The 26,315-nt window shown below is 72.5% G+C and carries 19 protein-coding genes; 15 read left to right on the top strand and 4 right to left on the bottom strand.

Features of this window, described 5'->3' with window-relative positions; all coding sequences use genetic code 11:
* Positions 1-88: 88 nt before the first annotated feature.
* The 5 genes from ACWCRA_RS06925 to gatB all read left to right on the top strand — a co-directional run bounded on the left by ACWCRA_RS06925 (position 89) and on the right by gatB (position 6,230).
* Complete coding sequence (locus ACWCRA_RS06925; RefSeq protein WP_351548830.1) at positions 89-2,218, top strand: putative bifunctional diguanylate cyclase/phosphodiesterase; 2,130 nt, start codon at positions 89-91, stop codon at positions 2,216-2,218.
* Positions 2,219-2,667: 449 nt separating this feature from the next.
* Complete coding sequence (gatC, locus tag ACWCRA_RS06920) at positions 2,668-2,964, top strand: Asp-tRNA(Asn)/Glu-tRNA(Gln) amidotransferase subunit GatC (protein WP_190125320.1); 297 nt, start codon at positions 2,668-2,670, stop codon at positions 2,962-2,964.
* Between the two features lie 7 nt (positions 2,965-2,971).
* The gene (gene gatA, locus ACWCRA_RS06915) at positions 2,972-4,465 is read left to right on the top strand and encodes an Asp-tRNA(Asn)/Glu-tRNA(Gln) amidotransferase subunit GatA (RefSeq protein ID WP_351548833.1); all 1,494 of its coding nucleotides are present in this window, start codon (positions 2,972-2,974) and stop codon (positions 4,463-4,465) included.
* Complete coding sequence (locus tag ACWCRA_RS06910; protein ID WP_351548836.1) at positions 4,462-4,701, top strand: hypothetical protein; 240 nt, start codon at positions 4,462-4,464, stop codon at positions 4,699-4,701. The genes gatA and ACWCRA_RS06910 overlap by 4 nt, the downstream gene beginning before the upstream one ends.
* Positions 4,702-4,718: 17 nt before the next feature.
* On the top strand, positions 4,719-6,230 hold the full coding sequence (gatB, locus tag ACWCRA_RS06905; protein ID WP_351548839.1) for an Asp-tRNA(Asn)/Glu-tRNA(Gln) amidotransferase subunit GatB: 1,512 nt from the start codon (positions 4,719-4,721) through the stop codon (positions 6,228-6,230).
* Positions 6,231-6,474: 244 nt separating this feature from the next.
* On the opposite strand, the gene ACWCRA_RS06900 is transcribed toward gatB, so the two are convergent.
* Positions 6,475-7,374 (bottom strand): hypothetical protein, encoded by a 900-nt coding sequence (locus ACWCRA_RS06900; protein WP_351548842.1) that lies wholly within the window; start codon positions 7,372-7,374, stop codon positions 6,475-6,477.
* A 231-nt stretch (positions 7,375-7,605) separates the two neighbouring features.
* Here ACWCRA_RS06900 and ACWCRA_RS06895 point away from each other — a divergent pair, with 231 nt between their 5' ends.
* The 4 genes from ACWCRA_RS06895 to ACWCRA_RS06880 all read left to right on the top strand — a co-directional run bounded on the left by ACWCRA_RS06895 (position 7,606) and on the right by ACWCRA_RS06880 (position 12,458).
* The gene (locus ACWCRA_RS06895) at positions 7,606-8,184 is read left to right on the top strand and encodes a GNAT family N-acetyltransferase (protein ID WP_351548845.1); all 579 of its coding nucleotides are present in this window, start codon (positions 7,606-7,608) and stop codon (positions 8,182-8,184) included.
* 68 nt (positions 8,185-8,252) lie between these two features.
* Positions 8,253-8,861, top strand: a complete 609-nt coding sequence (locus tag ACWCRA_RS06890) for a hypothetical protein (protein ID WP_351548848.1) — start codon at positions 8,253-8,255, stop codon at positions 8,859-8,861.
* Positions 8,862-9,188: 327 nt separating this feature from the next.
* Positions 9,189-9,359, top strand: a complete 171-nt coding sequence (locus tag ACWCRA_RS06885) for a hypothetical protein (protein ID WP_351548851.1) — start codon at positions 9,189-9,191, stop codon at positions 9,357-9,359.
* 60 nt (positions 9,360-9,419) lie between these two features.
* On the top strand, positions 9,420-12,458 hold the full coding sequence (locus ACWCRA_RS06880; RefSeq protein ID WP_351548854.1) for a helix-turn-helix transcriptional regulator: 3,039 nt from the start codon (positions 9,420-9,422) through the stop codon (positions 12,456-12,458).
* A gap of 16 nt (positions 12,459-12,474) precedes the next feature.
* Here ACWCRA_RS06880 and ACWCRA_RS06875 read toward each other — a convergent pair whose 3' ends face one another.
* Together ACWCRA_RS06875 and ACWCRA_RS06870 are read right to left on the bottom strand one after the other, a co-directional pair.
* Positions 12,475-13,659, bottom strand: a complete 1,185-nt coding sequence (locus ACWCRA_RS06875) for a PQQ-dependent sugar dehydrogenase (RefSeq protein ID WP_351548857.1) — start codon at positions 13,657-13,659, stop codon at positions 12,475-12,477.
* A gap of 162 nt (positions 13,660-13,821) precedes the next feature.
* The gene (locus tag ACWCRA_RS06870) at positions 13,822-14,835 is read right to left on the bottom strand and encodes an aldo/keto reductase (protein ID WP_351548860.1); all 1,014 of its coding nucleotides are present in this window, start codon (positions 14,833-14,835) and stop codon (positions 13,822-13,824) included.
* Positions 14,836-14,890: 55 nt separating this feature from the next.
* Between ACWCRA_RS06870 and ACWCRA_RS06865 the strand changes: the two genes are divergently transcribed.
* From ACWCRA_RS06865 to serA, 6 genes are all read left to right on the top strand, one after another.
* Complete coding sequence (locus ACWCRA_RS06865; protein WP_451066980.1) at positions 14,891-15,841, top strand: 2-hydroxyacid dehydrogenase; 951 nt, start codon at positions 14,891-14,893, stop codon at positions 15,839-15,841.
* 402 nt (positions 15,842-16,243) lie between these two features.
* Positions 16,244-19,030 carry a putative bifunctional diguanylate cyclase/phosphodiesterase gene (locus tag ACWCRA_RS06860; protein WP_351548935.1) on the top strand — a complete coding sequence of 929 codons (2,787 nt, stop codon included), beginning with the start codon at positions 16,244-16,246 and terminating at the stop codon, positions 19,028-19,030.
* A 296-nt stretch (positions 19,031-19,326) separates the two neighbouring features.
* Positions 19,327-21,186: an acetolactate synthase large subunit gene (locus ACWCRA_RS06855; protein ID WP_351548866.1), complete on the top strand. Its 1,860-nt coding sequence runs from the start codon at positions 19,327-19,329 to the stop codon at positions 21,184-21,186.
* Positions 21,187-21,215: 29 nt separating this feature from the next.
* Positions 21,216-21,740, top strand: a complete 525-nt coding sequence (ilvN, locus tag ACWCRA_RS06850; protein ID WP_351548869.1) for an acetolactate synthase small subunit — start codon at positions 21,216-21,218, stop codon at positions 21,738-21,740.
* Positions 21,741-21,909: 169 nt separating this feature from the next.
* Complete coding sequence (gene ilvC, locus ACWCRA_RS06845; protein ID WP_351548871.1) at positions 21,910-22,911, top strand: ketol-acid reductoisomerase; 1,002 nt, start codon at positions 21,910-21,912, stop codon at positions 22,909-22,911.
* A gap of 276 nt (positions 22,912-23,187) precedes the next feature.
* Positions 23,188-24,792 (top strand): phosphoglycerate dehydrogenase, encoded by a 1,605-nt coding sequence (gene serA / locus ACWCRA_RS06840; RefSeq protein WP_351548873.1) that lies wholly within the window; start codon positions 23,188-23,190, stop codon positions 24,790-24,792.
* 104 nt (positions 24,793-24,896) lie between these two features.
* Here serA and ACWCRA_RS06835 read toward each other — a convergent pair whose 3' ends face one another.
* The gene (locus ACWCRA_RS06835) at positions 24,897-26,183 is read right to left on the bottom strand and encodes a PucR family transcriptional regulator (RefSeq protein ID WP_451066979.1); all 1,287 of its coding nucleotides are present in this window, start codon (positions 26,181-26,183) and stop codon (positions 24,897-24,899) included.
* Between the last annotated feature and the right edge of the window lie 132 nt (positions 26,184-26,315).

The following is a 26,315-nucleotide window of genomic DNA, read 5'->3' as shown; positions in this document are numbered from 1 at the left end:
GGCCGCGTGGTGGGATTTCCGTCGTGGTGGCATGACAAAAGGGAACCATCGCCAGGCATCGGCACCGCCGGCTGTGAGAGGGACGGGAATGGAACCGACCGAGAGCGCCGCCCCTGTCCCACGGCCGCGCGGGCTCGCAGCCCTCGCGGGCCTCGCGGGCATGACACCCGGGCTGCACATCGCCGTCGTCACAGGAGCCGCGCTCGTCCTCGCCACCGGAATCAGCGGGGCGTTCCGGGACGACCGCGCGCTCTTCCCCGGCTCCACGGTGGGGTGGGCGTTCGCCGTGCTCACCGGGATCATCGTCGGGCATCTGGTGGCGCTCGGCCGGGACCGCTGGTGGGGCGGGACCGGCTCCGGCGCCGCCCTGACCATCGCGGTCCTGCTGCTCTACGGCTGGGTGCCCGCCGGGCTCGTCAGCCTCGCCGTCGTCGCCCTCGTGGGCACCGTCCGCAAACACCGCTGGCGGCACGGTGTGCTCCACGGCTCCGTCGACATCCTCGGCATCGGGGCGGCGGCCCTCGTCCTCGCGGCGTTCGGGGCGTCCCCCAGCGTCGAGCACCCCTGGGAGCCACTCGACTGGGGCATCGAGGCCGCGCCCGAACTGATCCTCGCGGCCACCGTCTACCTCGGGGTCACCCGGCTGCTTCTGTGGTACGTGCTCGCGCCCCAGGGCGGCGGACTGCCCACCATCGCCCGTACGGCCCTGCTGCGGCAGGGCCTCGTCGCTGTGGCACTGCTCGGTATCGCCCCGCTGATCTGTGTCGTCGCGGCGGCGCTGCCGGTGCTGCTCCCGCTCTTCGCGATACCGCTGATCGCTCTGGACTCCACCCTGTGGATCGCCCGCGCCCGGGCCGAGGAGCAGCTCCGCGACCCGCTCACCGGCCTCCCCAACCGGCAGTGGCTGCTGGAGCGGACCTGGTCCGCGCTGGAGGAGGCCGAGGCGGGCGGCACCCGCGCCGCGCTGGTCCTCATCGACCTCGACCGGTTCCGCTCGGTCAACGACACCCTCGGCCATCTGGCGGGGGACCGGCTGCTGTTGCAGATAGCCCACCGCCTCCGGCACGCCCTGCCGCGCGGCGCCGAGGCCGCCCGCCTCGGCGGCGACGAGTTCGCGGTGCTGCTCCCGACGGCGGACTCCATCACCAGCGCCCAGCGCGTGGCCCGGCAGCTCGCCGTGGAGCTGTCCTCGCCGCTGGACCTGGACGGGCTCACCCTCGTCCTGGAGGCCAGCGCGGGCGTCGCGGTCTTCCCGGAGCACGCCCTCGACGCGGAGGGGCTGCTGCGCCGCGCCGATGTGGCGATGTACCAGGCCAAGCGGGACCGCACGGGAGTGGAGGTGTACGAGTCGAAGCGCGACAGCAACACCCCCGACCGGCTCGGCCTCCTCGGCGATCTGCGCCGTGCGCTGGACGCGCGCGAGGTGGAGCTGCACTACCAGCCCAAGGTCCGCTTCGACGGGCATGTGGCGGGCCTGGAGGCGCTGGTCCGCTGGGTCCACCCGGACCGGGGGCGGGTGCCGCCGGACGAGTTCATCGCCATCGCGGAGTCCTCGGGGCTGATGCCCCACCTCACGGAGTACGTCCTCGACACGGCGCTCGCGCAGGTCGCCAAGTGGCGGGCGCAGGGGCTGAAGGTCCCGGTCGCGGTGAATGTCTCCCCGCGCGATGTCCACACCCCCGGTTTCGCCGGGTCCGTGGCCGCCCGGCTGGCCCGGCACGGGGTGCCGCCGGGCGCGCTCCAGCTGGAGATCACCGAGCATGTGCTGCTGGAGGACCCGCAGCGGGCCGCGGACACCCTGGCGGGGCTGACCGACCACGGCGTGAAGATGTCGCTGGACGACTTCGGCACCGGGTACTCCTCCCTCGTCCATCTGCGCCGGCTCCCGGTGAGCGAGCTGAAGATCGACCGCTCGTTCGTGGCCCGCCTCGCGGTGGACACCGAGGACGCGGAGATCGTCCGCTGCACGGTGGACCTGGCGCACTCGCTGGGGCTGCTGGTGGTGGCGGAGGGGGTGGAGGACGACGAGACGTGGGAGCGGCTGCGGGATCTGGGGTGTGACGCGGTGCAGGGGTGGTTGGTCGCTGCCGCTATGCCGCCGCAGGAGACCACCGCGTGGCTGCGGGCTCGTGGTGAGCGCGGCTGGCACCGCCACCCTCAGCCGGCCCCTCCCGCGCCCGACTCCACGGAGTCCCCCTCCACCCAGGTGGTTCCCTGACCGGGGCCGCAGGATGCGGGGTCCTGTGGCGCAGGGTCCGTCCTCAAGCGCCGGACGGGCTGAGTGTGCTCGGGCTCCCCGTGGCACGGGGGCCGTCCTCAAGCGCCGGACGGGCTGATGTGCTCGGGCTCCCCGTGGTGCGGGGGCCGTCCTCAAGCGCCGGACGGGCTGAGTGTGCTCGGGCTGCCCATGGACCGGTGTGCTCGGGTGGCCGGGCGGGATGGGGGTGGTCGGGGTGCCCATGGACCGGTGTGCTCGGGTGGCCGGGCGGGATGGGGGTGGTCGGGGTGCCCGTGGCCGGGGGGCTTCGTCCAGCCGAGGGGGGCGTCGGGATCGGGTGCCCCCGGCGAGCGGTCCCCGGGGGGCCGGGGGGCTCCGTTTCGTGGTCGAGGGGGGAAGGCCCATAGGATTGCGTCACAACACACACACTCACCCCTGAGGATCGCTGCATGCCTGGCATTACGCGCGAGGAGGTCGCCCACCTCGCCCGGCTGGCGCGTCTGGAGCTGTCCGGCGACGAACTCGACCATTTCGCCGGTCAGCTCGGAGACATCATCGGCGCGGTCGCCCGCGTCGCCGAAGTCGCCGACCAAGACGTACCCCCGACCTCCCACCCGCTGCCGCTGACCAACGTCATGCGCGCGGACGAGGTCCGTCCGTCGCTCACCCCCGAGCAGGCGCTCTCCGGCGCCCCTGCCCAGGAGCAGCAGCGTTTCAAGGTGCCGCAGATCCTGGGGGAGGACTAACACCACCATGACGGACATCATCAAGCTCACCGCCGCCGAGATCGCCGCGGGCATCGCCTCCGGCGAGCTCACCGCGGTCGAGGTCACCGAGGCCCACCTCGCCCGTATCGACGCCGTGGACGAGAAGGTCCACGCGTTCCTGCACATCGACCGCGAGGGCGCCCTCGCCCAGGCCCGTGCCGTGGACGCCAAGCGCGCCGCCGGCGAGCCGCTCGGCCCCCTCGCCGGGGTGCCCCTGGCGCTCAAGGACATCTTCACCACCGAGGGCGTCCCCACCACCGTGGGCTCCAAGATCCTCGAAGGCTGGATTCCCCCGTACGACGCCACCCTGACGCGCAGGCTGAAGGAGGCCGGCGTCGTCATCCTCGGCAAGACCAACATGGACGAGTTCGCCATGGGGTCCTCCACCGAGAACAGCGCCTACGGCCCCACCGGCAACCCCTGGGACCTCACCCGGATTCCCGGCGGCTCCGGCGGCGGCTCCAGCGCCGCCCTCGCCTCCTACGAGGCGCCCCTCGCCATCGGCACGGACACCGGCGGCTCCATCCGCCAGCCCGCCGCCGTCACCGGCACGGTCGGCGTCAAGCCGACCTACGGCGGCGTCTCCCGCTACGGCATGGTCGCCTTCTCGTCCTCCCTGGACCAGGGCGGCCCCTGCGCCCGCACGGTCCTGGACGCGGCCCTGCTGCACGAGGTCATCGCGGGCCACGACCCGCTGGACTCCACCTCCATCGACGCCCCGGTCCCGCCGGTCGTCGAGGCCGCCCGCAACGGCAGCGTCACGGGCATGCGCGTCGGTGTCGTCAAGCAGTTCCGCGGCGAGCACTACCAGGCCGGAGTGATGCAGCGCTTCGGCGAGGCCGTCACCCTGCTGGAGGAGCTGGGCGCCGAGATCGTCGAGCTGGACTGCCCCTCCTTCGACCTCGCCCTCTCCGCGTACTACCTGATCGCACCCTCCGAGTGCTCCTCGAACCTGGCCCGCTTCGACGCCATGCGGTACGGCCTGCGGGTCGGCGACGACGGCACCAGGTCGGCCGAGGAGGTCACCGCCCTCACCCGTGAGGCCGGCTTCGGCGACGAGGTCAAGCGCCGGATCATCCTCGGCACCTACGCGCTCAGCTCCGGCTACTACGACGCGTACTACGGCAGCGCCCAGAAGGTCCGCACGCTCATCCAGCAGGACTTCGACCGGTCCTTCGAGCAGGTGGATGTGATCGTCTCGCCGACGACCCCCACCACCGCGTTCCCGATCGGCGAGCGCGCCGACGACCCGATGGCGATGTACCTCGCCGACCTGTGCACGATCCCGACCAACCTGGCCGGCAACGCGGCGATGTCGCTGCCGTGCGGCCTGGCCCCGGAGGACAACCTCCCGGTCGGGCTGCAGATCATCGCTCCCGCCATGAAGGACGACCGGCTGTACAAGGTCGGCGCCGCCGTCGAGGCCGCCTTCGTGCGAAGGTGGGGGCACCCGCTGCTGGAGGAGGCACCGTCACTGTGAGCGCACTGACCAAGGCCAAGGGCTTCAAGAAGTCGAAGGCCGGCACCTACCTGTCGATCGGCACCACCGCTTTCGGGGCGCTCGGCGTCCTCAAGGCGGCGAAGAAGGCCCGCACCGAGCACGACACGCTCCGGCTGATCGACGCCGCGGTCACCGGTGCCGCCATTGTCACGGGCATCGCCCTGCTGGTGCGCGAGCTGAAGCGCATCGGCGACGACGACGTCCTGTTCGGCTGAGAGGGAAAGTTTTCACCGTGACCGTCACTGAACTGGTGTCGTACGAGGCGGCTCTCGCCGGCTACGACCCCGTCATGGGCCTTGAGGTCCATGTCGAACTGGGCACCAGAACGAAAATGTTCTGCGGCTGCTCCACCGAGCTGGGTGCCCCGGCCAACGCGCAGACCTGCCCGACCTGCCTCGGCCTGCCCGGCTCCCTCCCGGTCGTCAACGCGATCGGCATCGAGTCCGCCATCAAGATCGGTCTCGCCCTCAACTGCGAGATCGCCGAATGGTGCCGGTTCGCCCGGAAGAACTACTTCTATCCGGACATGCCGAAGAACTTCCAGACCTCCCAGTACGACGAGCCGATCGCCTTCAACGGCTATCTGGACGTCCAGCTGGAGGACGGCGAGGTCTTCCGTGTGGAGATCGAGCGCGCCCACATGGAGGAGGACACCGGCAAGTCGACCCACGTCGGCGGCGCCACCGGCCGTATCCACGGCGCGTCCCACTCCCTGCTGGACTACAACCGGGCCGGCATCCCGCTGATCGAGATCGTCACCAAGCCGATCGTCGGCGCGGGCGAGCGGGCCCCGGAGGTCGCCAAGGCGTACGTCGCCGAACTGCGCGAGCTGATCAAGGCGCTCGGCGTCTCCGAGGCCCGGATGGACAAGGGCCAGATGCGGTGTGACGTCAACCTCTCGCTGATGCCGAAGGGCACCACGGTGTTCGGCACCCGCAGCGAGACCAAGAACGTCAACTCGCTCCGCTCGGTCGAGCGCGCCGCCCGGTTCGAGATCCAGCGGCACGCCGCCGTACTGGAGACCGGCGGCACGATCGTCCAGGAGACCCGTCACTTCCACGAGGACGACGGCTCCACCACCTCCGGACGGATCAAGGACAACGCCGAGGACTACCGGTACTTCCCGGAGCCCGACCTCGTCCCCGTCGCTCCCTCCCGGGAGTGGGTGGAGGAGTTGCGCGCGGGCCTGCCCGAGCTGCCGCGGCTGCGCCGCAACCGGCTCCGCGAGGAGTGGGGCGTCTCCGAGCACGACATGCAGTCGATCCTCAACGCGGGCGCGGTCGAGCTGATCGCCGCCACCATCGAGGAGGGCGCCCCGGCCGACCAGGCGCGCAAGTGGTGGATGGGCGAGCTGGCCCGCAACGCCAATGAGTCCGGCCGCGCGCTGGACGAGCTGCCCATCACCCCCGGGCAGATCGCGCGGGTCACCGCGCTGGTGGCCGCCGGCGACCTCAACGACAAGCTGGCCCGCCAGGTCATCGAGGGCGTTCTCGCCGGCGAGGGCGACCCGGACACCGTCGTGGACAAGCGCGGTCTCAAGGTCGTCTCCGACGAGGGCGCGCTCGGCACGGCCGTGGACGAGGCCATCGCGGGCAACGCGGCCATCGCGGACAAGATCCGCGGCGGCAAGGTCGCGGCCGTCGGCGCGCTCGTCGGCGCGGTCATGAAGGCCACCCGGGGCCAGGCGGACGCCGCCCGGGTCAAGGAGCTGATCCTGGAGAGGCTCGGGGTGAGCGAGGGCTGATCCCTCCCGCGCCCCCGTGCCTCCGGCCGCGACGGCCCGTACGCCCTTCCGGGGCGTGTACGGGCCGCCGCGCCGTTCCGCCCCAGGCTCCGCCTCCACGCCAGGTCGGGGCGCCCGGCCGCCGCCCGCCGCGTCGTCGTCGGTCGCCGGCGCTCCGCGGGCTCCCTCCTCCGCCCCGCGATCGCCCCGCGCTCCACGGCACCGGACCCCGCTCACCGACCCGGCCCGATCCGGGGGAGACTCCCTAGTGCCGGACGCCGAGCCCCGGCAGCAGCAGCTCGCCGCGGTCCTTGCAGCTCACGTCCCGCGCCCGCAGGTCCTTCGGCTCCCTGGTGCCCCGCGCTCTCAGCTCGGCCATCGCCAGCCGGGCCGCCTCCGCCGTCTCGGGCTGCTCCGGATCGGGGAACTCCGCCTGCCACCAGCCCCGGTCCCGGGAGTGCCAGCCGCGTGAGCGCATCAGCCGGGCGCGCTCCGGGGTGTCCTCGCCGTCCCGGTCGTCCACCGAGACGTGCAGCCCGTCCCCCAGGGCGTAGGTGAGCTGGAGCCGGCGGCCCCGGTCGGCGCAGCTCGTCAGCGAGAACCCGGCCCAGTCGCCGCCGACCTGCACCGGCAACTGCTCCACCCAGGCCGCGAGCATCAGCTCCAGCGCGCTCCCGAAGTGCTCCAGGGACGAGGCCATCCGGCCGCCGGTGCGCTCCACCGGGGGCTCGCCCGGGCCCGTGCGGTCCAGCTGCCAGATGTACGGCAGCAGATCGAAGTCGTGCGGCTCCTCCGCCGACCAGGCGCCGCCCCAGGCGAAGACCGACAGCTCCTCGGCCTCCAGCGCGTCGGTGCCGTGGACGGAGAGCTGGGCCCGCTGCCGGCTCCCGGAGAGCAGCACGATCCGCTCGGCGCTCCGCCAGCGGACATTGGGCCCGTGGGCGGAGCCCCCGTAGAGCGTGGGCCGGCCGATCCGGGCGACGATCGCCGCGTAGACCGCGCCGAAGGCCTCCCGCCGCTCCCGGAGCGAGGCGCCCGGCTCGTACGCGAGCACCGGCACGGGGCCGCTCCCGGCCACGGCCCCGGTGGCCTCGTGCAGGGTCAGAGCGAACTCCGCGGCTTCGCCGGGCGTCAGGGTCGGCTGGTTGGTCCCCGTCGTCTCCATGCCGTCCATCGTGCCAGCCGGGACCGACAACGGGCGCGGCGGACAGGGTCATTCACCGGGCGGACGGTGCCCGGGCGGACCGTCGGCCGGCCACGGCGGACGACCGCGGACGGCGGACGGCGCCGCATCAGGGCAGGAAACAGCGGAATGCCACGCATGTGCGAGGATTTCCGGACGGCACCCGGGCGACAAGGACAGCCCCGCCGTCACCAGCCCGGCGGAAAGGCCACGATGTACGCGATCCCCCTGGAGTCCCCCGGCGGCACCAGCGCCGAGCTGCGCCCCCTGGAGCCGTGGCACGCGGAGGAGTTCCTCGCCCACATGGACCGGGGGCGGGAGTACATCGGTACGTACGTCGGCCTCCCGGACGTCACCACGGACCTCGCATCGGTACGCGCCTACCTCCAGGCGTACGCCGGCAAGCGGGCCGCCGACAGCGGCGGGCTGCACGGCATCTGGCTGGACGGCACGCTCGTCGGCGGGGTGCTGTTCCGGCTCTTCGACGCGGACGCGGGCACCTGCGAGGTCGGCTGCTGGCTCGAACCCGCCGCCGTGGGCAACGGTCTGGTCACCCGCGCCGCATCGGTGCTGATCGACTGGGCGGTCGAGCGGCGCGGGATTCACCGGGTGGAGTGGGTGGTCTCCTCGGGCAACAGCGCGAGCATCAGGGTCGCCGAGCGGCTGGGGATGCGGCTGGACGGCGTCATGCGGCAGACCTACCTCTACCGGGGCGTACGGCACGACATGGAGGTCTGGTCGACGCTGGCCCCCGAGTGGCGCGCCCGCCGCGAGGGCCCGGCCGGGGTCTGAGGCCGGCTCCGGGCCGTCCCCGAGGGGCTCTCAGAAGACTCTCAGACAGGCCGCCTACCGTGCGCCCAATGAACCCCACCGAGACCGACAAGACCACCGACAAGACCGCCGGGGAGACGACCGGCGAGGCCACCGGCCAGACGGCGCCGCAGAGCACCGAACCGGCCGTGACCATCGAGAAGAGCCCCGCCGACGAGACCTCCCGGCCGCCCGCCGACGCGGACTCCGGGGAGGCGGCGGAGGCCATCGGCGAGGTGGAGGGCGTCGACGGGACCGAGGAGCTGACCGAGACCCCCCGGGAGTCCTCAGGGCTGCTCTCGGCCTCGGCCGCGGTCGTCGCCGCCGGACTCGGGGTCGTCGGTCTCAGCGGCAGCTGGGTCAGCAGGATCGCCGCCGAACGGCAGACCCTGCTCGGCCAGATCCAGACCTCCCAGGGCGGCAGCCCGGCCGACCAGATCTCCGCGATGTGGGGCGACGCCTGGCACGCCACCGCCCTGGTGAACGGGATCTTCGCGCTGCTCGCCCTGATCGTCGGCCTCACCGTGCTCACCCGCCCGAACAAGCCGGGCTGGGTCCGCGCCGTCGCCGTCGGCGGGGCCGTGCTCGGCGGCATCGGGCTGCTCACGGCGACCGGGATGTACTTCGACCTCATCCTCGACCTCCCGAAGGCCGGATAACCGCGCCCCGGGGGCGGCGGCCCGGGGCACCGCCGCCGGGCCGCGAGCCGGCCGATCCGCCGGAGACCCGGGCGGGCGCACGGCCCTCGCCGCCCCCGCCCCGCACCCGCGGCTCCGTACACCCCGAGCCCCCCTGAGCCCCCCGCTCAGACGCCCGCCGGGGGGCCTTAGGGCGCCCCCGGCCTCCCGCCCCGGGTCCGGGGCCCGGCCTAAGGACCCGCCCCCCGGGGGAATGCGGCACTCTCCCGATGTGCCGCGCCCCCCTGGGAGACGAGATTGGTGACACGGCACAGCGCCGGTCGATCACCATCCACCAGGGGGCACGACATGTACGAGTACAGGCTTCAGGAGCTGCGCAGGGCGGAACTGATCCAGGAGGCCGAGGCCCACCGGATCGCCCGCAGCATCCGCCGGGAGCGCCGGGCCGCCAAGCGGTCCGGCAAGGACCCGGAGGGCCCGGCGGACGGCGGGCCGGAACAGTACGCACGGGCCGCCTGAGCGGTGCCCGGGGCCATGGGCACGCTACCGGCAGCTGTCGCGCTGTCAGACCGCTGTGCGATGCTCACCAGCGTGGAGACCAGGTCAGTCAGTCCCGTGTTCGTGGGCCGCGCCGGTGAGCTGTCCGCGCTCACCGACGCGCTCGGCCGTGCTCCGGGGGCCCCTCAGGCCCTGCTCATCGGCGGGGAGGCCGGGGTCGGCAAGACCCGGCTCATCGAGGAGCTGCTCATCGAGGCCGGGCGCCGGGGCGCGGTCGTCGCCGTCGGCGGCTGCGTCGAGATCGGCGCCGACGGGCTGCCGTTCGCACCGTTCTCCACCGCCCTGCGGGCCCTCAAGCTCCGGCTCCCCGACGAGCTGGCGGCAGCCGCCGCCGGCCAGGAGGACGAGCTGGCCCGGCTCCTGCCCGAGCTGGGCGAGCGCCCGCGCGGCGAGCACAGCCGCTACGACGAGGAGGACATGGCCCGCCTCTTCGAGCTGACCGTGCGGCTCCTGGAGCGGATCTCCGCCGAACGGACGGTCGTCCTGGTCCTGGAGGACATGCACTGGGCCGACGCCTCCACCCGCCACCTCCTGTCGTACCTCTTCCGCACCGTGGGCCGGGGCAGGCTCGTCGCCATCGCGACCTACCGCTCCGACGACGTCCACCGCCGTCACCCGCTGCGGCCCTTCCTCGCCGAGATGGACCGGATGCGCACCGTCCAGCGCATCGAGCTGACCCGCTTCACCCGCCCCGAGGTCCACCGCCAGCTCGCCGGCATCCTCGACGCCGAACCCGAACCGGCCATGGTCGACCGGGTCTTCGAACGCTCCGACGGCAATGCCTTCTTCGTCGAGGAGCTGGCCCGCAGCATGGCCGACGGCAGCACCTGCGGGCTCTCCGACTCCCTGCGCGATGTGCTGCTCGTCCGGGTCGAGGAGCTGTCCGAGGACGCCCAGCGGGTCGCCCGGATCGTCGCCGAGGGCGGCTCCACCGTGGAGTACGGCCTCCTCCTCGCCGTCGCCCGGCTCTGCGAGGACGACCTCATCGAGGCGCTGCGGGCCGCCGTCGGCGCCAACATCCTGCTGCCCTCCCCGGACGGCGACGGCTACCGCTTCCGCCACTCGCTCGCCCGCGAGGCGGTGAGCGACGATCTGCTCCCCGGCGAGCGCTCCCGCATCAACCGGCGGTACGCGGAGGTGCTGGAGGCCGATCCCGCCCTCGTCCGGGAGGACGAGCGGGCCACCCGCCTCGCCAGCTACTGGTACCACGCCCATGTGCCCGCCAAGGCCCTCCCCGCCGTGCTGCGGGCCTCCGTCGCCGCCCGGCTGCGCCACGCCTACGCCGAGCAGCTGCGGCTCCTGGAGCGCGCGATGGAGCTGTGGGACGCCGTCCCCGACGAGATCCGGGCCGCCCTGCGCCCGCTGGACTACGCCGAGGCCTACCCGGCGTGCGGCTGCGACCCCGACACCACCCCGCTGCGCTTCCTCGATCTGATGGCGGAGGCCACCGTCGCGGGCCGGCTCAGCAGTGAGCGCGAGCGGGCCCTGAAGATCACCAAGCGCGGTCAGCGCCTCGCCGTCGCCGAGAACGACCCGCTGCGCGCCGCCTGGTTCTCCGTGGAGCGCTCCCGGCTGGTCTCCGCGCTGAGCCGGGGCGACGGCTGGGCCGAGCTGGCCGAGGCCCAGGCCCTGGTGCGCGGACTGCCGCCGTCCGCCGTCCACGCCGAGGTGCTCGCCGAGGCCGCCGGCTGGCACCGGCTGCACGCCCCCGGCCCCGGCAGCCTGGAGACCGCCGAGCGCGCCGTGGAGTACGCCCGGATGGTCGGCGAGGAGGAGATCGAGCTGCGTTCCCGGCTGATCCTCGGCGGCCTGCTGGTCGACGCCGGGGACATCGACACCGGCCTCGCCGAGATGTACGCGGTCCGCGAGCGGAGCGTCGCCCTCGGTCTGCCCTCGCTGATCGGCCGGGCCTATGTGAATCTGCCGACCGCCCTGGAGAGCGTCGGGCGCTCCCGCGAGGCCGTGGAGGTCATGACCGAGGGCGCCGGCATCCTCCACCACTACGGCCTGCTGGACTCCCGGGCCTGGATGCTGTGCAACCTCTCCGAGTCGTACTACTCCCTCGGCCGCTGGGGCGAGGCGCACGCCGCCGCCGAGCAGGCGCTGCGCACCGGGCTCAGCCCCAAACCCCGGGGGTACGCGGCGCTCCACCTCGCGGTCCTCGCCCTCGCCCGGGGCGACCGGGCCGGCGCCGCCGCGCGGCTGACCGCCGCCAGGGCCCACTTCGGCCCCCACGACCCCCTGCACCAGAGTTCCCTGCCGCTGGCCGCCCTCGCGGTCGGGACGGCGGCGGCCGATGGCCGGGTGGCGGACGGCAGAGCCGAGTTCCGCAGGGCCGCCGAGGCCGGCTTCCCGCCCGGCACCCAGCGGTACTCCTGGCCGCTGGTGCGCGCCGCCGTCACCCTGGAGGCCGACGCCCGGGGGCTGCCCGAGGCGGAGGCCGGCCGGGCCGAAGCGCTGGCGCTGATCCGCAGGGCCGCCGGCCCGCTCGCCGGTGCCGTGCCGGTCTGGGCGGCCCATGAGCGCTGGGTCCGCGCCGAACTGCTCCGCGCCGAGGGCGCCGACACGGCCGCCGACTGGGCGGAGGCCGCCGAGGCCTTCGAGAACACCGGCTTCCCCTACGAACACGCGATGGTACGGATGCGCTGGGCGCTGGCCCTGCTGGCATCGGACCGCCCGCGCGCGGCGGAACTGCTCCGTCTCGCCGACCGCGCCGCCCGTGATCTGGGCGCCCACCCCCTCGTCCAGGACATCGCGCGCTGCGCCCAGAGCGCCAGGATCTCCCTGGCCCCCGGCGCGGCCGACGCCGCCGATCCCGCCGTCCAGCAGGCGCCGGCCCTGGGCCTCACCCCGCGCGAGCAGGATGTGCTCCGGCTGGTCGCGGCCGGCCGGAGCAACCGTCAGATCGCCGACACCCTGTACATATCGCCGAAGACGGCGAGCGTCCATGTCTCCAACATCCTCGCCAAGCTCTCCGTCTCGGGCCGGGGTGAGGCCGCCGCCCTCGCCCACCGGCTGCGCCTCTTCCCCCCGGCCGTCGAGGACCAGATCACGGCGTGAACCCGCCGGGAGCGCCTCAGCCGACCTTCAGCCGCAGGACGCGGTCGTCCCCGGGCCCGGGGGTGCCCCGGGTGTCGGTCTCGCTGGTGATCAGCCAGAGGGTGTCGGGGCCCGCCGCCAGGACGGTGCGCAGCCGGCCGTACTCTCCGCTCAGGAAGGACTCGGGCTCGGCGGCGAGCCCGGTCCCCGCCAGCGGGACGCGCCAGAGCCGCTCGCCGCGCAGGCCCGCCATCCAGATGGAGCCCCGGACCCAGGCGATACCGCTCGGGGACGCCTCCTCCGTGGACCAGACGGTCACCGGGTCGACGAACCGCGAGTCGCCGCCCTCGCCCTTCCCCTCCACCTCCGGCCAGCCGTAGTTCTTCCCCGGCTCGATCAGATTCAGCTCGTCCCAGGTGTTCTGGCCGAACTCCGCCGCCCACAGCCGCTTCTCGGAGTCCCAGGCCAGCCCCTGCACATTGCGGTGGCCCAGGGAGTAGACCAGCGACGCCGGGTCCGGGTTGCCCGGCGCGGGCCGGCCGTCCGGCGTCATGCGCAGGATCTTTCCGGCCAGCGACTTCGGGTCCTGGGCCAGCCCGGTCTCGCCGATCTCGCCGGTGCCCGCGTAGAGCATCCGGTCCGGGCCGAAGGCGATCCGCCCGCCGTTGTGGGTGAAGCCCTTGGGGATGTCCCGCAGGATCGTGTCCGGCGCGCTCAGCTGCCGGCCCGCGGGCTTCCGCTCGTCGAAGAGCATCCGGGCGACGCGGTTGTCGGACTCGGTGGTGAAGTAGGCGTAGACCATCCGGTCCGAGGCGAAGGACGGCGAGAGCGCGATCCCGAGGAGTCCGCCCTCACCGGCCGGGGCGACCCCCGGCACCGAGCCGATCCCGGTCTTCTTCCCGTCCTCGGCGTCCACCCGGGTGATCGTGCCCTCGTCGCGCGAGGAGACCAGCAGATCGCCCCCGGGCAGCACGGCCGCCCCCCAGGGCGACTTCAGCCCCTCCGTCAGCGTGGACACCACCTCCGCCGAGCCCTTCGCGGGCGGCGGGGACGGCTTCGGGGAGCCACCGGGGGAGGCGGAGGCGGCGGGGGACGAGGCGGCGGGGGCCGAGGTGGTCAGCCCCGGCAGGCCGTTCGGCGTCCCGTCCCCGTCCGACGAGCATCCGGTGGCCAGCAGGGCCACCACGGTGGCCAGCGCGGCCGTCACAGCGGGACGTTGCACAGTTCCGTTCCTTCCCGGCAGGCCGATCGAGCCGCCTGACTGTCCTTCCTACACCGCCCGGGGCCCCCGGGTCCCCGATCCGGACGATCTTTCGCCCCGAGCCCCGAGCCCCAAGCCCCGAGCGCCCGGCGCCCCGCGACGCCCCCCGAGCCCCCGCCCCCCTCAGTCCCAGGAGCCCCGCGCCTCCGGCAGCCCCGCTATCTCCCACAGATCCCTCGGCGAGAGCCCCAGCCGCACCGCCGAGGCGTTCTCCACCGCCCACTCCACCCGCTTGGTGCCCGGCACCGCCACCACGTTCCGGCCGCGCCCCAGCACCCACGCCAGCGCCACCTGCGCCGGGGTGATCCCCGGGCCGTGGCGCTCCGCTATCCGCCGCAGCCCCGCCACCACCGGCTGGTTCGCCGCCATCATCTCCGCCGTGAACCGGGGGTGCCGGGCCCGGATGTCGTCCGGCTCGAAGCCCTGCCCCGGAGTGAGCGTCCCGCTCAGATACCCGTTCCCGAGCGGCATCGCGGCCAGAAAGCCGACCCCCCGGGCCTCGCACCAGGGCAGCAGCCGCTCCAGCGCCTGCGGCGACCACACCGACAGCTCCGCCTGCACCGCGCTGACCGGGAACACCTGCTGCATCCGCTCCAGTTGCCGGATCGTTCCCTCGTACAGATGTCCGTCGGCCCGGCGTGAGCGGCGCACTCCCGGCCTGCGCACCTCCATCGCGCACATCCCCAGCGCCCGCACCTTCCCCGCGCCCACCAGTTCCGCCATCGCGCCCCAGGTCTCCTCGACCGGGACCTCGGGGTCGGCGCGGTGCAGCTGGTAGAGGTCGATCACATCGGTCTGGAGCCGCCGCAGCGACGCGTCACAGGCCCGCTTCACATACCCGGGCCGCCCATTGGCCACCACATGCTGCTCACCGGCGAGCAGCCCGACCTTGGTCGAGACGAACGCGTCCCGCCGCCGCTCCTTCAGCGCCCGGCCGAGCAGCAGCTCATTGGTGAAGGGACCGTACATATCGGCCGTGTCCAGCAGGGTGGAGCCCGCGTCCAGCGCGGCGTGCACCGTCCGCAGTGATCGTTCCCCGCGCTGCTGGGAGGTGGTGTAGGCCCAGTTCATCGGCATACAGCCGAGCCCGACCGCGCCCACCTCCAGAGCCGCCGCACCGAGTGTCCTGCGCTCCACCTGCCCGTACCCCTCCCTCAGCCGTCCACCAAACTAACCAATTAGCCTGCTGGCCATGACCGCAGACATATGGCTCTCCCTCCCGCCCGACGAGCTCGAAGATCTTCCCCCGGTCGCCGGGGCGGGCTACCGCTACCGCTACTGGAACGGCGGTCCGGACTTCCCCGCCGACCCGGCGGAGTGCGTCTTCTACACCTATCCGTATCTCCAGCCGGCCGAGATCTCGGTCCGTGTGCTGTCCGAGATGACCTCGCTGCGGGTCATCCAGACACTCTCCGCAGGCACCGACCACCTCGCGCCGGGCCTGGCGTCGCTCCACCCCGGCGTACGCCTCTGCAACGCCAAGGGGGTCCACGACGCCTCCACCGCCGAGCTGGCCCTCGCCCTGACCCTCGCCTCCCTGCGGGCCCTGCCCTCCTTCGTCCGGGGCCAGGACGCCGAGGAGTGGCGGGCCGGCTTCTATCCCTCGCTCGCCGACAAGTCCGTCCTCATCGTCGGGTACGGATCGATCGGCGCGGCCATCGAGGACCGGCTCGCGCCCTTTGAGTGCGCGCGGGTCGCGCGCGTCGCGCGCTCCGCCCGCACAACGGCGCGCGGGGAGGTGCACGGTCTCGCCGATGTGCCCTCTCTGCTCCCGAACGCCGACGTCGTGATCCTTTCAACCCCACTGACCGAGCGGACGAAGGGGCTGGTGGACGCGGAGTTCCTGGCACGGATGAAGGACGGGGCACTTCTGGTCAATGTCGCCCGGGGACAGGTGGTGGACACCCAAGCGCTGCTCGCCGAGGTGACGACCGGGCGCATCACCGCGGCCCTCGATGTCACCGACCCCGAGCCGCTGCCCTCCGGACATCCCCTCTGGCACGCTCCTGGAGTGCTGATCAGTCCGCATGTCGGCGGTTCCACTTCGGCGTTCCGGCCGCGCGCCGAGCGGCTTCTCATCCGCCAGATCGCCCGTTTTGTCGCGGGCGAGCCGCTCGACAATCTCGTACTCACCACCGAATAGCCCCGGCCTTCCGGAGCCGCCCCGTGCACCGGCACCATGACTCCGGCGCCCCGGCGCGAAACCGTCACAGGCGAAAACTCTGCGAAGTCATCCGATCGCTCCGCGTGCCTGCGTGGCGAATGGTGGTCACTGAGAGTAGAGGGCCTATGTCCCTGAGTGACGATCCTGGTGTATCGTCCGGTCCTGGGGGCCGCGCCGGAGCAAGGGGCGGTGCGGTGATGCGACCTGACTGCCGATCGGACTTCGAGGGGGGCGACGGGCGATGCACGGCCAATGGACCAAAGATCCGACACGGCGAGGACGCCGACGACGACCCTCGCCCTCCCCGTACCACCCCGCCGGCGCCGCCACGGACCCGGCGGTGCGCCGCTGTCCGGTGCCGACACCCCGGGGAGCGACCCGGTGAGCGCGCCGGGGGCGCTCCTGGCCCGAGAGTCCGTCTCCGCCGGCACCGGACTGCTCACCCAGCTCTTCCTCGCCCTCGTCTGCGCCGGCTATGCCGTCGGTGCCGCCCTCGGCTGGGGCTCCCGCGAGCTGGCCCTCATCATGGGCGACTTCGGCCTCAGCGCCGGTGCCCTGATCGCCGCCGTCTCCTGTTTTCTCTACGCCCGTAGCAGCCCTCCCCGGGTCCGCCCCGCCTGGCTGCTCTTCGCCCTCTCCTCCGCCATGGCCTGCGCGGGAAACGCGGTCTGGGGGTGGTACGAGGTGGTGCTCCAGCGCAAGGTGCCCGATCTGTCCATCGCCGATCTCTTCTTCCTCTGCTTCGCCCCGCCCGCCATCATCGGCCTGCTCGTGCTCGCCAAGCGCCCGGTCACCCGGGCCGGCTGGGTCTGCCTCGGTCTCGACGCCTGGCTGATCGGCGGCTCCCTGCTGACCCTCTCCTGGAGCCTCGCGCTCGCCCACACCACCCGGGTGCAGGGCGAGAGCGTGGCTCCCGCCGCGCTCGCGCTCGCCTATCCGCTGCTGGACATCGTCCTGGTCAGCATGGTCTTCGCGCTGCACTTCCGGCGCTCGGCCACCAACCGCTCCGCCGTCAACACCGCGATCGGCGCCCTCGCGCTGACCGTCGTCTGCGATGCGCTCTTCACCTCACCGCTGCTGCGGGAGACCTACCGGTCGGGACAGCTCCTCGACGCGGGCTGGTTCGCCGGTTCCCTGCTGCTCGCCTACGCCCCCTGGGGGGCCCGCCGCTGCGTCGAAGTGGTCCGGGTCCAGCGCGCACCGCGCCACCCCGCGGGCCGGCCGGTCGCCGGATCGCTGGCCGCCCTGACCCCCTATCTCGCCGCCGCCGTCTGCACCCTCGGCATCCTCTACAACGTTGTCGAGGGCCGCACCCCCGACCGCGTCGTCGTCCTCACCGGCTGCACGGTGGTCCTCGCCCTCGTCGTACGGCAGGGCATCATGCTCCAGGACAATGTCGCCCTCACCCACGAGCTGGCCCAGAAGGAGAACCACTTCCGCTCCCTGGTCCAGGGGTCCAGCGATGTCATCATGATCGCCGCCCCCAGCGGGATGCTGCACTATGTCAGCCCCGCCGCCTCCGGTGTCTACGGACGCGACGCCGAGGAGCTGGTCGGCTCCCCGCTCTCCTCCCTCATCCATCCCGACGACCTCGGCCGGGTCCTGCACGAGGTGCGCCGCTTCCTGGCCGCCCCGCCGGCGGACGAGCCCACCACCCGCATCGAGTGCCGCTTCAAGTCCGGCGGGGGCGCCTGGCTCAATGTGGAGTCCACCGTCAACCGCCACCAGGGCGGGCTGATCTTCAACAGCCGCGATGTCACCGACCGGGTGCGGCTCCAGGCCCAGCTCCAGCACAGCGCCGAGCACGACCCGCTCACCGATCTGCCCAACCGGGCCCTGTTCACCGAGCGGGTCCGGCAGGCGCTCACCGGCCGGCGCGCCGGCGACCCCGGCACCGCCGTGCTCTTCATCGACCTCGACGGCTTCAAGGGCGTCAACGACCGCCTCGGCCACCAGGCCGGGGACAATCTGCTGATCCAGGCGGCCCACCGGCTGGAGGACTCCGTCCGCTCCGGCGACACCGCCGCCAGGCTCGGCGGCGACGAGTTCGCCGCCCTCATCCTCGGCGAGGGCATCCGCGACCAGACCGACCGGGAGAGCCAGGTCGTCGAGATCGCCGACCGGCTCCGCCTCACCCTCTCCCAGCCCTACCGCATCGACGGCAACGACGTACGGGTGGCCGCCTCCATCGGGGTCGCCTTCGCGGAGAAGGGGATCACCCCCACCGATCTGATGCGCAACGCCGATCTGGCCATGTACCGGGCCAAGGCCGCCGGCAAGGACCGGGTCGAGCTGTACGTGCCCCAGATGCAGGCCGAGGTGGTGCGCCGCACCGAGCTGGCCGCCCGGCTCCGCAGCGCGCTCCACGAGGGCGAGTTCGCCCTGCTCCACCAGCCGGTGGTCTCGCTCACCACCGGCCGGATCGAGTCCGTCACCGCCCAGGCGCGCTGGCGCTCGACCCAGGGCATCCTCTTCACCCCGGCCGAGTACCTCCGGGTCTCGGCCGACAGCGACCGCACCGCCGACCTGGGGCGCTGGCTGCTGGAGGAGGCCGTGCAGCAGGCCGCCGAGCGGGACCGGCTCGGCCACCGGGTCCCCGTGTCGGTCCGGCTCTCCGCCCGCCGGCTGCTGGACAGATCCCTGCCGATGGGCACCGTCGAGGCCCTGCTCAACCGGCACGGGCTACCGTCCGGGGCGCTGATCGTCGAGCTGGCCGACAGCGACCCCCGGATCTCCTTCGACGAGCTGGAGCAGCGGCTGGTGGCCCTGCGCAGACTCGGCGTGCGGATCGCTCTCGACGGCTTCGGCACCGGCCACGCCGCCTTCACGGCGCTGCGCAGACTCCCCGTCGACATACTGAAACTGGACAGATGTCTGGTCGAGGGCATCGTGGAGTCCGCCCGGCTGCACAAGATCACCAACGGGCTGCTGCGGATCGCCGGAGACCTCGGTCTCCAGTCCGTGGCCGACGGGGTGGACGCGCCGGAGCAGGTGATCGCCCTGCGCGCCATGGGCTGCACTCATGGCCAGGGCATGGCCTTCTCCGGACTGCTCGACGAGTACCGGCTGCGCCGCGCCCTGGTCCGGGACGACTTCCCGGTGCCGGGCGGTCTGGCCCTGCCCGTTCCGCACCGCTGGAGGGTGGAGCATCCGCAGTGGACCAAGTAGGCGCATGGCTCAGATAGTGAGACGCGCATCCCACCCGCTTGACAGTCATGGCGGGTCGGGGAGAGGGTCAATGCCATGCGCACCCGAATTCTCGTACTTGGAAAGCGCGTCGGCTGAGCGGGGACCTCACCAGGCCCCCGCTGACACCCTCCCGACGCGCTCCCCTCGCTTGCCTCACGGCACGAGGGGTTTTTTGTTGCACCGGCACCCCGCCCAAGCCGCAAGAAACCACGCGAAAACGTCAGTCCGCTCCTCAGCTCCAACCCTCAGCTTCAGCCCTCAGCTTCGAGAAGAGAATGCCGATGACCGAGCAGGCCACCGGGGCCCACCATCCGCAGCCGCGGGCCCGTAACGGCGGACACCCGACCGCCGCAGTTGAGCACGTCACGGGCGCGCAGTCGCTCATCCGCTCTCTGGAGGAAGTGGGCGCCGACACCGTCTTCGGCATTCCCGGCGGGGCCATCCTCCCGGCGTACGACCCGATGATGGACTCCACCCGGGTCCGTCACATCCTGGTCCGCCACGAGCAGGGCGCCGGCCACGCGGCCACCGGATACGCCCAGGCCACCGGCAAGGTCGGGGTCTGCATGGCGACCTCGGGCCCCGGCGCCACCAATCTGGTCACCCCGATCGCCGACGCGCACATGGACTCCGTCCCGCTGGTCGCGATCACCGGCCAGGTCGCCTCCAAGGCGATCGGCACCGACGCCTTCCAGGAGGCGGACATCGTCGGCATCACCATGCCGATCACCAAGCACAACTTCCTCGTCACCAAGGCCGAGGACATCCCGCGCACCATCGCCGAGGCCTTCCACATCGCCTCCACCGGCCGCCCCGGGCCCGTCCTGGTCGACATCGCCAAGGACGCCCTCCAGGCCCGGACCACCTTCAGCTGGCCCCCCGCCCTCGATCTGCCCGGCTACCGCCCGGTCACCAAGCCGCACGCCAAGCAGATCCGGGAGGCCGCCAAGCTGATCGTCCAGGCCAGGCGCCCGGTCCTCTACGTCGGCGGCGGGGTCCTCAAGGCCCGCGCCTCCGCCGAGCTGAAGGTCCTCGCGGAACTCACCGGAGCCCCCGTCACCACCACCCTGATGGCGCTGGGCGCATTCCCCGACAGCCACCCGCTGCACGTCGGAATGCCGGGCATGCACGGTTCGGTCACCGCCGTCACCGCACTCCAGAAGGCCGACCTGATCGTCGCCCTGGGAGCCCGCTTCGATGACCGCGTCACCGGGAAGCTCGACAGCTTCGCCCCGTACGCGAAGATCGTCCACGCCGATGTCGACCCGGCGGAGATCGGCAAGAACCGCACCGCCGACGTCCCGATCGTCGGCGACGCCCGCGAGGTCATCGCCGACCTGGTCCAGGCCGTCCAGGCCGAGCACAGCGACGGCCACACCGGCGACTACAGCCTCTGGTGGAAGGACCTCAACCGCTGGCGCGAGACCTACCCCCTCGGCTACGACCAGCCCGAGAACGGCAGCCTCTCCCCGCAGCAGGTCATCCAGCGCATCGGACAGCTCGCCCCCGAGGACACCATCTACGCGGCCGGCGTCGGCCAGCACCAGATGTGGGCGGCCCACTTCATCAGCTACGAGCGGCCCGCCACCTGGCTGAACTCCGGCGGCGCCGGAACGATGGGGTACGCGGTCCCCGCCGCCATGGGCGCGAAGGCCGGGGCCCCCGACCGCACCGTCTGGGCCATCGACGGCGACGGCTGCTTCCAGATGACCAACCAGGAACTCACCACCTGCGCGCTCAACAACATCCCGATCAAGGTCGCCATCATCAACAACGGCGCGCTCGGGATGGTCCGCCAGTGGCAGACCCTCTTCTACAACCAGCGGTACTCCAACACCGTGCTGCACTCCGGCCCCGGAGCCAGCGGCAAGGAGCCCAGCGCCGGCACCCGCGTCCCCGACTTCGTCAAGCTCTCCGAGGCCATGGGCTGTGTCGCACTGCGCTGTGAGTCCCCGGACGACCTGGACAAGGTCATCGCCGAGGCCAACGCGATCAACGACCGCCCCGTGGTGATCGACTTCATCGTCCACGAGGACGCCATGGTCTGGCCGATGGTCGCCGCCGGCACCTCCAACGACGAGGTCCTGGCCGCGCGGGGCGTCCGCCCCGACTTCGGCGACAGCGCAGACGACTGACCGAGCAGAGAGAGACGAGAGACCGACCCATGTCCAAGCACACGCTCTCCGTTCTGGTCGAGAACACCCCCGGCATCCTCGCCCGGATCGCCGCCCTGTTCTCCCGCCGGGGCTTCAACATCGACTCCCTCGCCGTCGGCGTCACCGAGCACCCCGACATCTCCCGCATCACCATCGTGGTCACGGTCGAGGACCTGCCGCTGGAGCAGGTGACCAAGCAGCTCAACAAGCTGGTCAACGTTCTGAAGATCGTCGAACTGGAGCCGGGCTCCGCGATCCAGCGCGAACTGGTGCTGGTGAAGGTCCGCGCGGACAACGAGACCCGCTCCCAGATCGTGGAGATCGTCCAGCTCTTCCGCGCCAAGACGGTCGATGTCTCACCCGACGCGGTCACCATCGAGGCCACCGGCTCCGGCGACAAGCTCGACGCGATGCTCAAGATGCTGGAGCAGTTCGGTATCAAGGAGCTGGTGCAGTCGGGGACCATCGCCATAGGGCGCGGCGCCCGCTCGATCACGGACCGCTCCCTGCGGGCCCTGGACCGCAGCGCCTGACCCACCCGCGCGCCCCACAGCGGTGCTGTGGGACGCGCTCGCGGAGCGGCGCCGTGACCTGTGCCCGCACCGCACCGTGACCTGTGCTCGCATAGCGAGACCGGAAGACTTGTCCATCCATCCCCGCCGTACGGTGGGACGCACACCTGCACACCAAGGAGACATTCCAGTGGCCGAGCTGTTCTATGACGACGACGCCGACCTGACCATCATCCAGAACCGCAAGGTCGCGGTCATCGGATACGGCAGCCAGGGCCACGCCCACGCGCTGTCGCTCCGTGACTCGGGTGTCGACGTCCGCGTCGGTCTGCACGAGGGCTCCAAGTCCAAGGCCAGGGCCGAGGAGCAGGGCCTGACCGTCGTCACCCCCGCCGAGGCGTCGGCCTGGGCCGATGTCGTCATGGTCCTGGTCCCGGACCCGATCCAGGCCCAGGTCTACGAGGAGTCCATCGCTCCGCACCTCAAGGACGGCGACGCGCTGTTCTTCGGCCACGGCCTGAACATCCGCTTCGGCTTCATCAAGCCGCCGGCCGGTGTCGACGTCGCCATGGTCGCCCCCAAGGGCCCGGGCCACCTGGTCCGCCGCCAGTACGAGGAGGGCCGCGGCGTTCCGTGTATCGCCGCCGTCGAGCAGGACGCCACCGGCAACGGCTTCGCGCTCGCCCTCTCGTACGCCAAGGGCATCGGCGGCACCCGCGCCGGCGTCATCAAGACCACCTTCACCGAGGAGACCGAGACCGACCTCTTCGGCGAGCAGGCCGTGCTGTGCGGCGGTGCGTCGGCGCTCGTCAAGGCCGGCTTCGAGACCCTGGTCGAGGCCGGTTACCAGCCGGAGATCGCGTACTTCGAGTGCCTCCACGAGCTGAAGCTGATCGTGGACCTGATGTACGAGGGCGGCCTGGAGAAGATGCGCTGGTCGGTCTCCGAGACCGCCGAGTGGGGCGACTACGTCACCGGCCCCCGCATCATCACGGACCAGACCAAGGCCGAGATGAAGAAGGTCCTCACCGAGATCCAGGACGGCACCTTCGCCCGCAACTGGATGGACGAGTACCACGGCGGTCTGAAGAAGTACAACGAGTACAAGAAGCAGGACGAGAACCACCTGCTGGAGACCACGGGCAAGGAGCTGCGCAAGCTCATGAGCTGGGTCGACAACGACGACGCGTGAGTCGTGGGCGAGGGCCGGGACGCAGGGGTCCCGGCCCTTCGCCGTATCCCGGCCCGGTCGGGACCGGCACCGCCGGGGGCGGGCAGTGCTCCACTTCGTCCGGCCACGGACGGGTGATCCTGCCTCTCAGGCGCAAGACATGGCCCAAAGCACCACTACACTTCTCGACAACACACGCGTCAGGCCCACAGTGTCGTGCGTCTTCCACGCGGCTTGCCCCCTCCACCGCCTGCGGCCGTCGGGACGGCCGTCCGCACTGGACATGTGAGGACTCACGTGAGCTCGAACCCCAGCAAGAAGCCAGTGGTACTCATCGCTGAAGAGCTGTCGCCCGCCACTGTGGACGCGCTCGGCCCCGACTTCGAGATCCGGCACTGCAACGGCGCGAACCGCGCGGAGCTGCTCCCCGCCATCGCCGATGTCGACGCCATCCTGGTCCGCTCCGCCACCAAGGTCGACGCCGAGGCCATCGCCGCCGCCCGCAAACTGCGGGTCGTCGCCCGTGCGGGCGTCGGCCTGGACAATGTCGACGTCTCCGCCGCCACCAAGGCCGGCGTGATGGTGGTCAACGCCCCGACCTCCAATATCGTCACCGCCGCCGAGCTGGCCTGCGGTCTGCTGGTCGCCACCGCGCGCAATATCCCGCAGGCCAACACCGCGCTGAAGAACGGCGAGTGGAAGCGCTCCAAGTACACCGGTGTCGAGCTGAGCGAGAAGGTCCTCGGTGTCGTCGGCCTCGGCCGCATCGGTGTGCTGGTCGCCCAGCGGATGTCCGCCTTCGGCATGAAGATCGTGGCGTACGACCCCTATGTGCAGCCCGCCCGGGCCGCGCAGATGGGCGTCAAGCTGCTCTCCCTCGACGAGCTGCTCGAAGTCGCGGACTTCATCACGGTCCACCTCCCCAAGACGCCCGAGACCCTGGGGCTGATCGGCGACGACGCCCTGCACAAGGTCAAGCCGACCGTGCGGATCGTCAACGCCGCGCGCGGCGGGATCGTCGACGAGGAGGCGCTGTACTCGGCACTCAAGGAGGGCCGGGTCGCGGGCGCCGGTCTCGACGTGTACGCCAAGGAGCCCTGCACGGACTCCCCGCTCTTCCAGTTCGACCAGGTCGTCTGCACCCCGCACCTCGGCGCCTCCACCGACGAGGCCCAGGAGAAGGCCGGCGTCGCCGTCGCCCGTTCGGTGCGGCTCGCGCTCGCCGGCGAGCTGGTCCCGGACGCGGTCAACGTCCAGGGCGGAGTGATCGCCGAGGACGTCAAGCCCGGACTGCCGCTGGCCGAGCGCCTCGGCCGGATCTTCACCGCGCTCGCCGGCGAGGTCGCGGTCCGCCTCGATGTCGAGGTCTACGGCGAGATCACCCAGCACGATGTGAAGGTGCTCGAACTCTCCGCGCTGAAGGGCGTGTTCGAGGACGTCGTCGACGAGACCGTCTCGTATGTCAACGCCCCGCTCTTCGCCCAGGAGCGCGGTGTCGAGGTGCGGCTGACGACCAGCTCCGAGTCCCCGGAGCACCGCAATGTCGTCACCGTGCGCGGCACGCTCTCCGGTGGCGAGGAGGTCTCGGTCTCCGGCACCCTCGCCGGCCCCAAGAACCACCAGAAGATCGTCGCCATCGGTGACCACGGCGTGGATCTGGCGCTCGCCGACCACATGGCCGTGCTGCGGTACGAGGACCGCCCCGGTGTCGTCGGCACCGTCGGCCGGATTCTCGGCGAGGCCGGGCTGAACATCGCGGGCATGCAGGTCTCGCGCGCGGAGGAGGGCGGGGAGGCGCTGGTCGTGCTGACCGTCGACGACACCGTGCCCCAGTCCGTGCTCACGGAGATCGCCGAGGAGATCGGCGCGGTCTCGGCCCGCTCGGTGAACCTCACCGACTGAGCCGTTCCCGCCGCACGGCGCACGACCGTACGGGTGAGGGCCCGGCGCACCGGAGGCTCGGGCCTCCCGGCGCGCCGGGCCCTCACCCGTACCGGCCGGTCCCGCTACAGACGGGCGGCCTTCAGCGCCATGTGGAGGAGCAGCCGGTCCTCGCCGTCCGCGAGATCGAGACCGGTCAGCTGCTCCACCCGGGAGAGCCGGTAGTACAGCGTCTGCCGGTGGATGCCGAGCGCGGACGCCGTGCGGCCCGCCTGGCCCGCGCAGTCGAGGAACACCTCGGCGGTGCGGGCCAGTTCCGTGTGGGAGCGCTCCAGCAGCTCCCGTACGGAGCGGTCCGGCGGGGCGCCGTGGGGGAGGGCGGCCAGCAGGCGGTAGGGGCCGATGCCCGACCACGGGGCGACCGGGCCGAGCCGGGGCTGGGCCCGGGCCGCCCGGGCCGCCGCCAGCGCCTCCCGCCAGCCCTCGCCCAGCCCGGTGAGCCCGCGCCGGGAGGCGCCGACGCCTCCGGTCGCCGGGCCGCCCGCCGTGGTGCGCAGGCGTTCGGCCGCCGCCAGCGCGGGGGCGGGGGTGTCGGCGGCGCGCAGGCGCACCAGCACGGCCAGGGCGTGGGCCGTGTGCCCGGCCGGACGGTCCCCGGAGCCGGGAGATCCGGATGCCCCGGGGCCGGTGGGAGCCGCCCCGGGAGGGGCGCCGCCGGCCGGTCCCGCCGCCCCCGGCCCGGGCGGCGGGCCGGCGGGCTCCGGCTCGCCGGGGCCGGGCAGGGGCATGGTGCAGACGGCCGCCGCACCCGGCAGCGAGCGGGCCGGCGGTGCGTCGGCCGAGGGCCACGGGGTCACACAGACCACGGCGTGCGGCCCGTCCGCCCCCCGCTCGTCCCCGCCGAGCGCGGTCCGCAGCGCGGCCACCGCCATGTCGTACTGCCAGCCGCGCCGGGCCGTCAGTACCGCCCGCAGCTCCCGGGAGAGATCCGCGCCCGCCCGCTCCTCGTCCGCCAGCAGGCTCCCGATCCGCTCGGCGACCTCCATCGCCGCCGCCAGCCGGTCGTCGGTGGGGCCGGGGGTGGAGTCGAGCAGCCAGACATAGCCGAGGACGACGCCCCGGTGCCGTACCGGGAGACAGATCCGGCCCCGGACCACCCCGGCGTCCGGGGCGGCGGGGATGCGGACGGGGCCCGTCGCGCGGGCGATGCCGAACCCCTCGAACCAGGCGCGGACGGCGGGGGCGGACTTCCGGGTGAGGATCGAGCGGGTCCTGACCGGGTCCATCGCGCTGTCGTCGTCGCTGTCGTGCGCGCCGAAGGCGATCAGCCCGAAATCGCGGTTCTCCAGTGTCGCCGGGGCCTCCAGCAGACCGGAGATCTCATCGACGAGATCCTGGTAATCGCCCTTCATCAGGACATTCTGGCATGTCTCTCAGACATATGTCTGAGATCCCGGCCACGGATGCGTGACAGCTGTCGATGGCCGGGCACCGGAGCGATCCTTAGATTTCACGGTGGTTCTTCGTGCCGTTCCGGACGCGTT

The sequence above is a fragment of the Streptomyces sp. NPDC001889 genome (assembly GCF_053594535.1).
This window is presented reverse-complemented; position numbering and strand designations above follow the sequence as displayed.

Excerpts from the sequence above, each read along its gene's own strand:
- ACWCRA_RS06925 (WP_351548830.1), top strand. The coding sequence starts at position 89 with ATGGAACCGACCGAGAGCGCCGCCCCTGTCCCACGGCCGCGCGGGCTC.
- gatC (WP_190125320.1), top strand. The coding sequence starts at position 2,668 with ATGCCTGGCATTACGCGCGAGGAGGTCGCCCACCTCGCCCGGCTGGCG.
- gatA (WP_351548833.1), top strand. The coding sequence starts at position 2,972 with ATGACGGACATCATCAAGCTCACCGCCGCCGAGATCGCCGCGGGCATC.
- ACWCRA_RS06900 (WP_351548842.1), bottom strand. The coding sequence starts at position 7,374 with ATGGAGACGACGGGGACCAACCAGCCGACCCTGACGCCCGGCGAAGCC.
- ACWCRA_RS06895 (WP_351548845.1), top strand. The coding sequence starts at position 7,606 with ATGTACGCGATCCCCCTGGAGTCCCCCGGCGGCACCAGCGCCGAGCTG.
- ACWCRA_RS06890 (WP_351548848.1), top strand. The coding sequence starts at position 8,253 with ATGAACCCCACCGAGACCGACAAGACCACCGACAAGACCGCCGGGGAG.
- ACWCRA_RS06885 (WP_351548851.1), top strand. The coding sequence starts at position 9,189 with ATGTACGAGTACAGGCTTCAGGAGCTGCGCAGGGCGGAACTGATCCAG.
- ACWCRA_RS06880 (WP_351548854.1), top strand. The coding sequence starts at position 9,420 with ATGCTCACCAGCGTGGAGACCAGGTCAGTCAGTCCCGTGTTCGTGGGC.
- ACWCRA_RS06865 (WP_451066980.1), top strand. The coding sequence starts at position 14,891 with ATGACCGCAGACATATGGCTCTCCCTCCCGCCCGACGAGCTCGAAGAT.
- ACWCRA_RS06855 (WP_351548866.1), top strand. The coding sequence starts at position 19,327 with ATGCCGATGACCGAGCAGGCCACCGGGGCCCACCATCCGCAGCCGCGG.
- ilvN (WP_351548869.1), top strand. The coding sequence starts at position 21,216 with ATGTCCAAGCACACGCTCTCCGTTCTGGTCGAGAACACCCCCGGCATC.
- ACWCRA_RS06835 (WP_451066979.1), bottom strand. The coding sequence starts at position 26,183 with ATGAAGGGCGATTACCAGGATCTCGTCGATGAGATCTCCGGTCTGCTG.